This window comes from Nocardiopsis sp. RV163, from assembly GCF_001029525.1.
Classification (GTDB): domain Bacteria; phylum Actinomycetota; class Actinomycetes; order Streptosporangiales; family Streptosporangiaceae; genus Nocardiopsis; species Nocardiopsis dassonvillei.
This window is the reverse complement of sequence record NZ_LEKI01000054.1, coordinates 1-13,130: the sequence shown is the minus strand read 5'-3', so window position 1 is coordinate 13,130 and position 13,130 is coordinate 1. Positions and strand designations below refer to the sequence as shown.

Sequence of the window (13,130 nt, the reverse complement as noted above, 5' to 3'; positions counted from 1 at the left end):
CGCCGCGCGCACCGGACGGATCCGGTGCGCGCGGCGTTCTTCCGAGACGAGTCAGGTTTTCGCTCCGGGAACGGTGATCCCGGAGTCGGTCTGTCCGCTACCTACAGTAACGATCGCGCGGGGCAGCGCGTCACCCGACCCGTCCCGACGGTCGATCGGGTCGGGCAGGCGGACCGGCTTGCCGTCCGCGCGCGCTGCGCGGGCGGGGGAGCGGCCGATCCAGCCGAAGAGCAGGGTGTCCTCGCCCTTGAGGTAGCGGTGGCAGCGTACGCCGCCGGTGGCGCGGCCCTTGGCCGGGTAGGCCTCGAAGGGGGTGACCTTGGCCGAACCGGCCTGGGTCCCCTCCAGAGCACCGGAGGAGCCCGAGACGGTGACCACCACCGAGTCCTGCGGGCTGGGCACGGCGCCGAACCACAGCACCCGCGCCCCCTCCGACAGGCGCACGCCCGCCACACCGCCCGCGGGCCGCCCCTGGGGCCGCACGGTGCTCGCGGGGAAGCGCAGCAGTTGGGCCTCGGATGTGATGAAGGCCAGGTCCTCCTCGCCCGTGGACAACTGGGTGACGCCCACGACTCGGTCGTCGTCCTTGAGCGTCACGACCTCGAAGTCGTCCTTGTTGGGCGGGTAGTCGGGGGAGACCCGCTTGACCACGCCGCCCCGCGTGCCCAGGGCGAAGCCGGGGCCCGAGGCGTCCATGGACACCACCGACACCACACGTTCGTCCCCGTCGAGCTGGACGAACTCGGACACGTCCAGCCCAGAGGCCAGAGGCGGACCGTCCCCCCCCTCGTCGGGTAGCTCCGGCAGCTCCACCACCGGCACGCGGATCATCCGGCCCAGGTCGGTGATCAGGCCGACGGCGGAGCGCGAGGTGGTGGGGACGGACACGTGGACCGCGTCGTGCTTGGTGCGCAGGCCCTCGTACACGCGCGGCACCGTGGGCCCCTTGCTGCGGCCGATCGCGCCGTCCACGCCCATCAGCACGTGGCAGGGCTGGTCGGCCATCTCCAGCGGGATCACCGCGCTGCGGGCCACGCCGTCGCTCTCGCGAAGCTGCGTGCGGCGCGGGGTGGCGAACTCCTTGGCGACGTCGCCCATCTCCTTGGAGACCAGGCGGCGCAGCTTCTTGTCCGACTCCAGGACCGCGGTGAGGGCGTCGACCTCCTTGTTGAGCTTGTCCCGCTCGGTCTCCAGCTCCATCCGGTCGAAGCGGGTCAGGCGCCGCAGCGGGGTCTCCAGGATGTAGCGGGCCTGGACCTCCGACAGGTCGTAGGCGCCCATGAGCGACTCACGGGCGGCGGCGGTGTCCTCGGCCTCGCGGATCAGGGAGATGACCCGGTCGATGTCCAGCAGGGCCACGAGCAGGCCGTCCACCAGGTGCAGGCGCTCCTGGCGCTTGGCGCGGCGGAACTCGCTGCGGCGGCGCACCACGTCGAGGCGGTGGTTGACGTAGACCTCGAGGAGTTCGCGCAGCCCCAGCGTCTGGGGCTGGCCGTCCACGAGGGCCACGTTGTTGATGCCGAAGGACTCCTCCATCGGCGTGAGGCGGTACAGCTCCTCCAGGACCGCCTCGGGGTTGAAGCCGTTCTTGAGCTCGATGACCAGGCGCAGCCCCTGCGTGCGGTCGGTCAGGTCCTTCAGGTCCGAGATGCCCTGGAGCTTCTTGGACTGCACCAGCTCCTTGATCCGGCTGATGACCTTCTCCGGGCCCACGCTGTAGGGCAGCTCGGTGACCACCAGGCCGGTGCGGCGCGCGGACACCTTCTCGATGGAGGCGGTGGCGCGGGTCTTGAACGTGCCCCGGCCGCTGCGGTAGGCGTCGCGGATGCCGTCCAGGCCGACGATGGTGCCGCCGGTGGGCAGGTCCGGGCCCGGGACGAACTCCGTGAGCTCCTCCAGGGTGGCCTCGGGGTGGGCGATGAGGTGGCGGGCGGCCGCGACGACCTCGCCCAGGTTGTGCGGGGCCATGTTGGTGGCCATGCCCACAGCGATGCCGGATGCGCCGTTGACCAGCAGGTTCGGGAAGGCGGCGGGCAGGACCTCGGGCTCGGTCTCCTGGCCGTCGTAGTTGGGCCGGAAGTCGACGACGTTCTCGTCGATGGAGGCGACAAGCTGCTCTGCGGCGCGGTCCAGGCGCGCCTCGGTGTAGCGCATCGCGGCCGGCGCGTCGTCGCCGCCCAGGGAGCCGAAGTTGCCGTGGCCGTCCACCAGGGGCACGCGCATGGCGAAGGGCTGGCTCAGGCGCACGAGCGCGTCGTAGATGGCGCTGTCGCCGTGGGGGTGGAGGCGGCCCATCACGTCCCCGACGACGCGGGCGCACTTGACGTGGCCGCGGTCGTGCCGCAGCCCCATCTCGTTCATCTGGTAGAGGATGCGCCGCTGCACCGGTTTCATACCGTCGCGCGCGTCCGGTAGCGCGCGTTGGTAGATGACCGAGTAGGCGTACTCCAGGAAGCTGCCGCGCATCTCCTCGGAGACGTCGATGTCGATGATCTTCTCGGCGAGATCGTCGGGGGGACGGGAAGTAGTACGGGCCATGTCCGTAATTCTGGCCTGTGCCAGAGACTGAAACGTACAAGGACGCGTCGCCGGACGGGTGTGAGCCTCGTGACGCGGCGTCGCGCGTGCCGCTGCGACGTGCGGGTTATGTGTCGATGGGCGGTTTCGCGATGTTTCTGTGCTTGGGTGCCGTACGGTCGTGCAACGCTCCGATCCTGCCCGGAACGCCCGAAACGGAGCCGCGGGCGCGGTCCGTTTCGGTTGGCGCGTCCCGCGGCGGGGCGGAGGCGTCCCCGGCGCCCGCGGGCGCCGGGGACCGTGCGTCAGCCGGTGAAGGGGATCGTGAGCGAGGCGCCGCCGTCGGGGCCGACCAGGACCCGCGAGGAGGCGCCGCCCAGGGCGCTCCACAGCTCGACGCGGACGGAGCCGCCCTCCAGGTCGCCGAGGGACCCGTCGGCGCTCGCCGGGCCCTGGCCCTGCGTGTACTCCTCCCAGCCGTTCAGGTCGTTGGTGGCGAAGTAGCGGTAGGTCTCCGTGCGGTCGTCGGTGCCGTCGCCGTCCAGGTCGTAGACCACGCGGACCTGGACCGCGTTGCCGACCGCGTTGCCCGAGTCCACGGGCAGCGAGAACGCGGTGGCGCCGCCGGTGTGGGTGCCGGTCAGGTCGTCGGCGCGCAGCACGACGCGGTCGTCCGGCGGCAGGCCGTCCTGGTTGCGTCCCCCGGCGGAGGCCACGGTGATCTCGCCGGCGGAGCCGTGCGGGGCGCTGGAGAGAGCGGAGGGCGTCAGGTGCAGGCCGCCGTCGCCGACGTTGCCCTCACCCGGGTCGCCGGGGTCGCCGGGGTCGCCGGGGTCACCGGGGTCGCCGGGGTCGCCGGGGTCACCGCCGCCGCCCTCGCCCGTGGTGGAGGCCAGCGAGCGGGGCTGCACCTCCAGTTCGACGCCGTCGGAGAAGGTGACCGTCAGCGGGGAGCCGGAGGGGTTGAAGGCGACGTGAGTGCGCTCCCCGCCGTCGGTGAAGACGGCGTAGTGCGCGGTGTCGGCGGTGACGGAGGTGTCCACGGTGCCGACCTCGGCGAGCGTCGAGACCCACTGGTAGGTGTGCGGCTTGGACTCGCCCGCCTCGGGCTCGTAGGTGCTCCACTGCTCCTCGAACATGCGCAGGGCGTCGTCGCCGTCGGAGAGGGCGCGGTGCTCCCAGTGGATGTCGCGCCAGATCTGCGGCTCGCGGCCCAGGCGGTCCACCAGCGACTCGTACATCGCCCCGGCGTGCTCGGGGTCGTGCCCCAGGTACAGCGAGCTCGCCGTGATGGGCAGGTAGTTGATGCCGTAGTGCTCCTCGTCCCCGCCGTCCCACCAGATGCGGTAGTCGCCGCCGTCGCCCCACACCATGCCGACGACGTCGTGCTCGAAGCCCTCGGGGAAGGTGTCGCCGCCGTGGTCCTGCCAGTAGCGGGTGATGGCCGAGGCCTGCGTGGTGTGCAGGTACACGCCCAGGTCGCGCAGCTCCTCGTCGCCGGTCAGGGCGCCGAACAGCGCGGTGGCGGCGGCGAAGTGCATGCCCTCGGAGGAGGACTCCTGGTTGTTCCCGGCGGCGAACCCCGCGTGCCCGGAGGCCCATCCGTGCCCCGCGTAGGGGGAGAAGGACCGCAGGCGCGGGAACATGTCGCTGTTCGGGTCGGTCTCGGCCACGTCGCGGATCAGCAGGCGGACCATGCCGCCCCAGGCGTCCTCGGCGGCCCAGGCGCTGTCGTAGCGGGCCACGACGGCCGCCGCGGAGACGAAGTAGCCGTAGTGGAAGTCGTGGTCGTTGACCTCGGTGGCGGCGCCGAAGCTGTCCGGGTAGCCGAGCATGGTGCCCCAGTCGGCCTCGTAGGCGAACTGGCGGGTCCCCCCGGCCGTGAACCAGTCCTCCAGACGGTTCCTGACCAGGTCGAGCAGCGCGTCGCGGCCCTCGGTGTGGCCTATGGAGTCGGCGATGGGTACGAGCTGGGCCAGCCTGCCCAGCGCCTTGCCGTCCCAGTAGGTGTCGCCGGGCTCGGGGAAGTGCTCCTGCTCGGCCAGGACCTCGTCGATGAGCTGGCGCATGCGGTCGTGGTCGGCGCTGTCCACGGTCGGCAGGCTCGGCAGGATGCCCTGCGCGGCCAGTTCGGTGGTGAAGCCCGCGCCCTCCGCCACGCGCATCTCGCCCCGGGGGGAGGAGTAGGACAGGTCGGTGACGGGGGTGGAGGCCTCCTGCCAGTGGTGCGGGTAGAGGGCCATGAGCGTGCCCTCCCCGCTCCCCTCGCGCGGTTCGGTCTCCACGCGGTAGGTGCTGGTCAGGGTGGCGGCTGCCTCGTCGTAGTCGTACTCCACGCGCGAGCCGGTGACGAAGGAGTGGGCGTAGGGGGCGAAGGTGTCCAGGTCCTCTGGTGAGGGCAGGACCGCCACGGAGTAGTGGCCCTCGGCGCCGGTCGGGGCGGTGAAGGTGTCGCCCGAGCGCGTCCAGGGGGCGTCTGAGGGGGCGAACAGGGCGTAGTGGCGTCCGCCCACGCTGGCGCCGACCACGGAGCCCTCCTGGTGCCAGACCTCGGGGGCGCCGGAGAAGGTCACCTGGGCGTCGCCGCCGGCGGTGTCGGCGTAGGCGAAGGGCAGGCCCTGGCCGATGGTCACACGCAGGGTCCGGCCGGAGCCCTCCCAGTGCGCGGTGACGGTCCAGTCGCCGTGGTCGGCGACCCGGGTGTCTGGGGAGGACAGGCCTTGGACCCCCAGGGACAGGTCGGCGGTGTGGGGGTGCTCGTACTTGAGGCCGTCGGCGACGAGCCGGGGGTCCCGCGGGTAGCCCATCTCCAGCCCGCCCTCGTGGGGGCGGAAGCTGGCGGGGTGCGCGAAGAGGTTCTCACCGTGGGGGTTGTCGGGGTAGCGCTGGAAGATCAGCGACGACCACCACTCGTTGGTGGGGGCGTGCCCCCCGAAGTCGTCGGTCACCTTGGGGCCGACCGGGGCGCCGTTCAGGTCGGAGGGCCCGGGGGCTCCGGCGGGGAGGGTGTCGCTGTAGCCGCCGGATCCGACGGGGACCTCGGCGGCCTCGGCCGCCGGAGGGGTGGAGGCCACGCCCGCGGCGCAGACCAGGGCGGTGGCCGCGGCCAGGACGCCCATGCGCGGGGACCGCGCGCGCCGTGCTGTCGTCGGTCCGTTGGGGGGATGCTGGGGGGACGGTCGACTCCATGGGTGCCGCATACTGCGCCTTTCGCTCGCTTCCGCGGGAGAGCGTCCGCCCTCTCCGGACGGGAGCGCTCCCAGGCCTGAGCCTTGGTAAATGAGTGTTCAGTCCCGGTCGGAGGAACGCAATGCCAGGAAAGTGGAAAGTGTCCTTTCTGTTACCGGCGGTGCTCATGGGGGTTACAGGGGGTACCCCGTCCCAGGTCGAACGCGCGCCCGCTCCGGGGCGGGCCGAGGCCGGACGGAGCGGGGCGGTCCCGCGGCCCGGCCCCCGTCACGCGGAACCGGGCCTGTGGACAACCGCTCGACCGTCCCCCGGCTCTGGTACCAAGGGACGTATGGCCACACCCACCCCTGACAGCACCGTTCCCACCGCCGCGTACGACGGCGCGCTGCGCGAGCGCGCCGAGGCCCACCTGCGCGCCTTGGCCGGGGACTCCGCCCGGCTGCGCGAGGACCAGTGGACCGCCATCCACGCCCTGGCTGCCGAGCACCGCAGAGCCCTCGTCGTCCAGCGCACCGGATGGGGCAAGTCGGCGGTGTACTTCGTGGCCACCGCCCTGCGCCGCGCCGAGGGGGCGGGCCCCACCGTCATCGTCTCCCCGCTGCTGGCGCTGATGCGCAACCAGATCGCCGCGGCCGAGCGCGCGGGCATCCACGCGCGCACCATCAACAGCTCCAACACCACCGACTGGGAGAACGCCTACGCCGACGTGGCCGCGGGCCGGGTCGACGTCCTGCTGGTCAGTCCCGAGCGCCTCAACAACCCCGAGTTCCGCGACCGGGTCCTGCCCGAGCTGGCCGCGGGCGCCGGCCTGGTCGTCATCGACGAGGCCCACTGCGTCTCGGACTGGGGGCACGACTTCCGCCCCGACTACCGGCGCATCCGCTCCCTGCTGCACGACCTGTCCGAGGGCGTCCCAGTGCTGGCCACCACCGCCACCGCCAACGAACGCGTCACCCGCGACGTCGCCGAACAGCTCCAGGCGGGCGGCGAGCGCGCGGACACCCTGGTCCTGCGCGGCTCCCTGGAGCGCGAGAGCCTGCGCCTGGCCGTGGTCCGGCTGCCCGACCCCACCGCCCGGCTCAGCTGGCTGGCCGAGCACCTGCCCAAGATCCAGGGCTCGGGCATCGTCTACGCGCTCACCGTCAGCGCCGCCCAGGAGACCGCCCGCTTCCTCGCCCAGCAGGGCATGGAGGTACGCGCCTACACCGGCCAGACCGACCCCGACGAGCGCCGCGAGGCCGAGGACGACCTGCTCGCCAACCGGGTCAAGGCCCTGGTCGCCACCAGCGCGCTGGGCATGGGCTTCGACAAGCCCGACCTGGGCTTCGTCGTCCACCTGGGCGCCCCGCAGTCCCCGATCTCCTACTACCAGCAGGTCGGCCGCGCCGGACGCGGCGTGCGGCGGGCCGAGGCGGTCCTGCTGCCCGGCCGCGAGGACACCCGCATCTGGGAGTACTTCGCCGGACTGTCCTTCCCGCCAGAGCAGACCGTGCGCCAGACCCTGGACGCGCTCGCCGAGGCGGGCGGACCCCTGTCCGTCGCGCACCTGGAGACCCGGGTGGACCTGCGCCGCACCCGCCTGGAGCAGATGCTCAAGGTGCTGGACGTGGACGGGGCCGTGCGCCGGGTGCGGGGCGGCTGGGAGGCCACCGGCCGGCCGTGGACCTACGACGCCGAACGCTACGCCGCCGTCAGCCGGGCCCGCGAGCGCGAGCAGCGCGCCATGCTCGACTACCTCGACCTGGACACCTGCCGGATGGAGTTCCTGCGCCGCCAGTTGGACGACCCCGAGGCCGCGCCCTGCGGACGCTGCGACGTGTGCACGGGCGAGTACTGGCCCGCGGACGTGGACTCCACTCGGCGCGAGGCCGCGGCCGAGCACCTGGACCGGCCCGGCACGCCCATCGCGCCCCGGCGCCAGTGGCCGACCGGGATGGCCACCCTGGGCGTGGACCTGTCCGGAAAGATCGCCGAGGAGCTGCGGGCGGGGGAGGGCCGAGCCCTGGGCCGCCTCACCGACATCGGCTGGGGCAACGAGCTGCGCCGCGTCCTGGCCGCCGACGCCCCCGACGCGCCCGTGGACGAGCGCGTGCTCCAGGGAGTGGTGCGCGTTCTGGCCGACTGGAACTGGGACCGGCGCCCCGTCGGCGTGGTGGCGATGCCCTCGCTCACCCGTCCCGGGATGATCACCGACCTGGCCGAGCGGCTCTCGCGGCTCGGACGGCTGACGCCCCTGGGAGCGCTGGGGTACCGCACCGAGCGGGGCCCCGGGCCGCGCAGGCACAACAGCGCCATGCGCCTGGAACAGGTCTACTCCGCCCTCGTGGCGGGAGAGGAGCTCACCGAGCGGATGGCGCGGCTGCAGGAGCACACCCCCGGGCCGGTGCTGCTGGTCGACGACGCAACCGACACCGGCTGGAGCCTCACCGTGGGCGCCGCCCTGCTCCGCAGAGCCGGGGCGCCCCAGGTGCTGCCCCTCACCCTGGCCACCGCAGGGGGATGAGCTGCGGCTCCTGCGTGGGCCCGGCGAGGGCGTTCCGCCGCGGGCGCGCGCGTCCACCACGTGCGCCCGCGGCGTCCCCCGAGGCCGTGGGCCCCTGTCGGCAGGGAGGTCCGGCCCGAGGGGCCGGGTGTCCGGGCTCGGCCCTTCGGCCCGGTCGCCGGTGCCATGGCGGCCGTGGCTCAGCGGGTGCGCCGGGCGCGCGGGCGGGTCAGCTGGTGCCCGGCTGCCGGGGGCGGGACGCCGTGGCTCAGCGGATGCGCTGGCCGCGCGGTGCGCCGCGGCGCACCGGCTGGCCCTCGCCCAGGTCCGGGCGGGCGCCCGGCTGGTGCAGGGCGCGCGCCGCCAGGCGGTGCGCCCGGCCCAGCGCCTCCTTGGGGTGGCGGCCGAGCAGCCACGCGGGCAGGAACCCGGCGATGAACGCGTCACCGGCGCCCACCGAACCCGGGGACGGTTCCACCGGCTCCGCCGGCGCCGTCACGCAGTCGTCGCGGGTCTTGGACGCCCACAGGCCGCCCTGCTGGCCGAGCTTGAGCACCACGTTGGGGTACCACGCGGTCAGCACCTTGGCGGCGGCCTCGGGCTCGTCCCGGCCGGTCAGCACCCGGGCCTGGTCGACGTTGGCGAACAGCAGGCGCGCGCCCTGCGTCCACTCCAGGAAGTTCTCCGCGCCCGCGCGCTCCAGCGGCGCGTGCGAACCGCCGTCCACCGAGATCGACATCCCGCTCTCGCGGGCCATCCGCAGCGCCACGCGTGCGGCGCGCCGGGAGTCGTCGTTGATGAGTGTGTAGCCCGACACGTGCAGGTGCCCGTCCGGGCCGAACACGTCGCGGGGCAGGTCCTCGGGCTGCAGGCGTGCGTTGGCGCCCGGGTCGCTCAGCATCGTCCGGTCGCCCCGGTGCGTGATCATCACCACGCAGGTGCCGGTGGGCCGCTCCGGGTCCATCACCATCCGCGAGTCCAGGCCGTAGCCCATGAGTTCCATCTCACGGGTGCGCCCGGTGATGTCGGAGCCGCGGCGGCCGACGAACGTGGTGTCGGTGCCCTCCACGGCCAGCCACGAGGCGATGTTCGCCCCCGAACCGCCGCCGTACATGGTCACGGACGCCGGAGTGTCGCTGCCGCGGGCCAACGGGTGGAACGCGCGCGCGACGGCGTCGGTCATCAGGTCACCGATCACGACCACTCGTGTCATTTCGCCAGCCACCACCGAGGGTTATCAGAATCCGTGCTCGCACGACGTTAACAGGTCAACCGTCAGCGGCGTGTAACGAAGTGACAGCACCCCGGCCACACCGCCTCCGGACACCCCGCGGAGCCGCGATCGCCCACGGGGCGGCCGATCCGGTCCGCGGACGGGGCGCTGAGGCCCCTACCGGCGCCTCCGCTGGGGGGACACACCGTGCGCGGTCCCGAGCGGGGTTTTCGCGCCGCCCGCACGCACTTTCCCCGGATTCGGCCGTTTGTCGTCTAGTCTCGCAGTCGTGCAGTCCTACCCGAACCACTGGGAAGCCGACGTCGTCCTGACCGACGGAGGCACCGCGCACCTGCGCCCCATCACCCCCGACGACGCCGACCTGCTCCGCGAGTTCCACTCCCGCCTCTCCCCGGAGACCATCTACTACCGGTTCTTCGCGCCCTACCCCAAGCTCTCCGACCGCGACGTCAAACGCTTCACCACCGTCGACTACGAGGACCGCGTGGCACTGGTCGCCACCATCTCCGACTCCCTCGTCTCCGTGGTGCGCTACGACAAGGTGGCGCCGGAGGAGGCGGAGGTCGCCTTCGTGGTGGAGGACGCCCACCAGGGCCGCGGCCTGGCCTCGGTCATGCTGGAGCACATCGGCGCGGCCGCGCGCGAACGCGGCATGCGCCGCTTCATCGCCGACGTGCTGCCCGAGAACCGGCGCATGATCAACGTCTTCCGCGAGGCCGGGTACACCGCCCAGCAGACCTTCGACGAGGGCGTCATCCGCCTCACCCTGGACCTCCAGCCCACCGACGACTCCACCGAGGTCATGCGGGCCCGCGAACAGCGCGCCGAGTCGCGCTCCATCGCCCGCCTGCTCTTCCCGAACTCGGTCGCGGTCATCGGCGCCAGCCGCACCGCGCACACCATCGGCCAGACCGCCCTGCGCAACCTGCTGGGCGGGGAGTTCCAGGGGCCGGTCTACCCGGTCCACCCCGAGGCCAAGGCGGTCGTGGGCGTGCGCGCCTATCCCTCGGTCCTGGACATCCCCGACCAGGTCGACCTCGCCGTCGTGGCGGTGCGCGCCGACATGGTCGTCGACGTGGTCGAGCAGTGCGCCGACAAGGGCGTGCACGGCCTTGTCGTGGTCAGCTCCGGGTTCGGCGAGACCGGGCCCGAGGGCCGAGCCCGCCAGGACGAACTGGTGCGCACCGCCCGCGCGGCCGGGATGCGCGTGGTCGGCCCCAACTGCCTGGGCATCGCCAACACCGACCCCGAGATCTCGCTCAACGCCACCCTGTCCCCGGACCTGCCTCCCTCGGGCACGATCGGGTTCTTCTCCCAGTCCGGAGCCCTGGGCCGGGCCATCCTCCAGCGCGTGGCCGAGCGCGGCATGGGCCTTTCCACCTTCGTCTCGGCGGGCAACCGCGCCGACGTGTCCGGCAACGACCTCATGCAGTACTGGCAGGAGGACCCGGCCACGGAGGTGGTGCTCCAGTACCTGGAGTCGCTGGGCAACCCGCGCAAGTTCACCCGCCTGGCCCGGCGCCTGGCCAAGCAGAAGCCGGTCGTCGCGGTGCGCAGCGGCGGCTCGGCGCGGACCACCCCCACCGGCCACGCCGCGGGCGGGCTCTCCCTGCCCGACTACGCGGTCACCTCGCTGTTCCAGCAGGCCGGGGTGGTGCGGGTGGACGACATCACGCAGATGTTCGACGCCGCCCAGGTGTTCGCCTACCAGCCCCTGCCCCAGGGGCCCCGCGTGGGCGTCATCGGCAACTCCGACTCCCTGGAACTGCTGGTCAAGGACGCGGCCGTCCGTCAGGGGCTCAAGCCGCACGACCCGGTCAACCTAGGCCCCCAGGCCACCGCGGAGGACTTCGACCGCGCCCTGGAGACGGCCCTGGCCGCCGAGGACGTGCACTCGGTCGTGGTGGTGTTCGTCCCCGCCCTGCACCCCATCTCCGACGACGTCGCACGCGTGCTGCGGGCCCGCTCCCTGCACTCGACCAAGCCCGTCGTCACCACCTACCTGGCCCGGCAGGGGGTCCCCGAGGAACTGCGCCGCGTCGGTGACAGGGGCCAGACCCTGCGCGGCTCGGTGCCCTCCTACCCCTCGCCCGAGGACGCCGTGCGCGCCCTGGCCTACGCCACCCGCTACGCGCAGTGGCGCGACCGCAAGCCCGGACGCCACCCCGAACTGCCCGACATCGACGGGGCCCGGGCCCGCGCCACCATCGTCCGCGCGCTCAAGAACGCCACGCCCCCGGCTGAGGAGATCGCCTGGTTCGGCGGCGAGCGCCGCTACGACGAGGAGACGGCGGTCTCCGGCGAGGACGCCCGGGACCTGCTGGCCTGCTACGGCATCGCCGCCTACCCCGACATCCCGGTGACGTCGGAGGAGGAGGCCGTGGTGGCCGCGGGCCAGTTGGGCTACCCGGCGGTGGTCAAGGCCGACTCACCGGACCTGCGCCTGCGCGCGGGCGGCACGTTCGTCCGCGCCGACCTGCGCACACCCGACGACGTGCGCAGCGCCTTCGCGGCCCTGCACGACCGCTTCGGCGACGAGGCCTCGCTGGTCGTCCAGCGCATGGTGGCGCCCGGGGTGCCCACGGTCGTCCGGGCGGGCGACAACCAGTCCTTCGGGTCGGTGGTCTCCTTCGGGCTGGCGGACGTGACCGCCGAACTGCTCGACGACCGGGCGTTCCGGCTGGCGCCGCTCACCGACATGGACGCCGCCGACCTCATCCACGCCGTGCGGGCCGCCCCGCTGCTGTTCGGTCTGCCCGCCGGTGCGACCTCGCTCGCCGAGCAGCCCAACGTGGAGGCGCTGGAGGAACTCCTCGTCCGGGTCTCGCGCCTGGTGGAGGCCTTCCCCGAGATCGGCTACATCGACCTGGACCCGGTCCTGGTCAACGCCACCGGCGCCCACGTGCTGGGTGCGCGCGTCTGGCTCCGCGAGGCCCCCGACGTGCGGCCCGACGCGGGGCCCCGGCGACTGCGCGGGGTGACGTTCTGATCATGGGGTGGGCATCCCGTTTCACCTCCCGGTCGCGAAGTGTCACGGGAAAGGGGCAGGATAGGAGTATGAGGAAAACACGCGCCGTGTCCACGGACTGGCGGACGGAGATCGAACGCAGCGGGTACTACCCCGCGCTCGTGATCGACGCCGTCGCCACCGCCCTGGGGAGCGAGGGCGCCGAGGCGTTCATCGTGCACCACGAGGCGACCTTCGACCCGGCCATGGAGATGCGGCGGCACATCACGGTGATGCTGCTGACCGCGACCCGCCTCGTGGTGTGCCACACCGACGAGCACCCGCCCACCGAGCCCGGCGGCACCTCGCACGCCTCCACCACCACCGACAGCATCCAGTTGGGCAACATCCAGTCGGTCGCCCTGACCCGCGTGGTGCCCAACCCCGCCCAGTACACGCCGGGCAGCATGCCCAGCGAGCTGGTGCTGAGCGTCAACCTGTCCGTGAACTGGGGCGCGATCGCCCACATCGACCTCGAACCGGCCGCCTGCGCCGACGAGGAGTGCGAACTCGACCACGGGTACACCGGCGCGATCACCGCCGAGCCCCTCACCCTGAGGGTCAGCGAGGCCGCGGACGGCGCCGGTGCGGTCTCGGCCATGATGCACTTCGCCGACGCCCTGTCCGAGGCGACCACCCGCCCCTGAGGCCGCCGGGGCGGTCAGGGCCCCGACCGCCGGTCGGTCCGGGGTGCGGCGGGG

6 protein-coding genes are annotated in these 13,130 nt (G+C 73.1%); 3 read left to right on the top strand and 3 right to left on the bottom strand.

Going from position 1 to position 13,130, the window contains the following annotated elements; translation table 11 throughout:
• Positions 1-51 precede the first annotated feature (51 nt).
• The gene (locus ABD54_RS12135) at positions 52-2,538 is read right to left on the bottom strand and encodes a DNA topoisomerase (ATP-hydrolyzing) subunit A (RefSeq protein ID WP_047869568.1); all 2,487 of its coding nucleotides are present in this window, start codon (positions 2,536-2,538) and stop codon (positions 52-54) included.
• Between the two features lie 284 nt (positions 2,539-2,822).
• On the bottom strand, positions 2,823-5,636 hold the full coding sequence (locus tag ABD54_RS12130) for a glycosyl hydrolase (RefSeq protein WP_047869567.1): 2,814 nt from the start codon (positions 5,634-5,636) through the stop codon (positions 2,823-2,825).
• Between the two features lie 401 nt (positions 5,637-6,037).
• Here ABD54_RS12130 and ABD54_RS12125 point away from each other — a divergent pair, with 401 nt between their 5' ends.
• Entirely contained in the window at positions 6,038-8,209 is a 2,172-nt protein-coding gene (locus tag ABD54_RS12125) for an ATP-dependent DNA helicase RecQ (RefSeq protein ID WP_047869566.1), read from the top strand.
• A gap of 247 nt (positions 8,210-8,456) precedes the next feature.
• Here the strand turns inward: ABD54_RS12125 and ABD54_RS12120 are convergent, their stop codons facing one another.
• Positions 8,457-9,392, bottom strand: coding sequence for a carbohydrate kinase family protein (locus tag ABD54_RS12120; RefSeq protein WP_047869565.1), 936 nt, complete (start codon positions 9,390-9,392; stop codon positions 8,457-8,459).
• Positions 9,393-9,690: 298 nt separating this feature from the next.
• On the opposite strand from ABD54_RS12120, the gene ABD54_RS12115 reads away from it, so the two are divergent.
• On the top strand, positions 9,691-12,411 hold the full coding sequence (locus tag ABD54_RS12115) for a GNAT family N-acetyltransferase (RefSeq protein WP_047869564.1): 2,721 nt from the start codon (positions 9,691-9,693) through the stop codon (positions 12,409-12,411).
• An 86-nt stretch (positions 12,412-12,497) separates the two neighbouring features.
• The gene (locus ABD54_RS12110) at positions 12,498-13,076 is read left to right on the top strand and encodes a DUF5998 family protein (RefSeq protein ID WP_019609669.1); all 579 of its coding nucleotides are present in this window, start codon (positions 12,498-12,500) and stop codon (positions 13,074-13,076) included.
• The last annotated feature ends 54 nt before the right edge of the window (positions 13,077-13,130 follow it).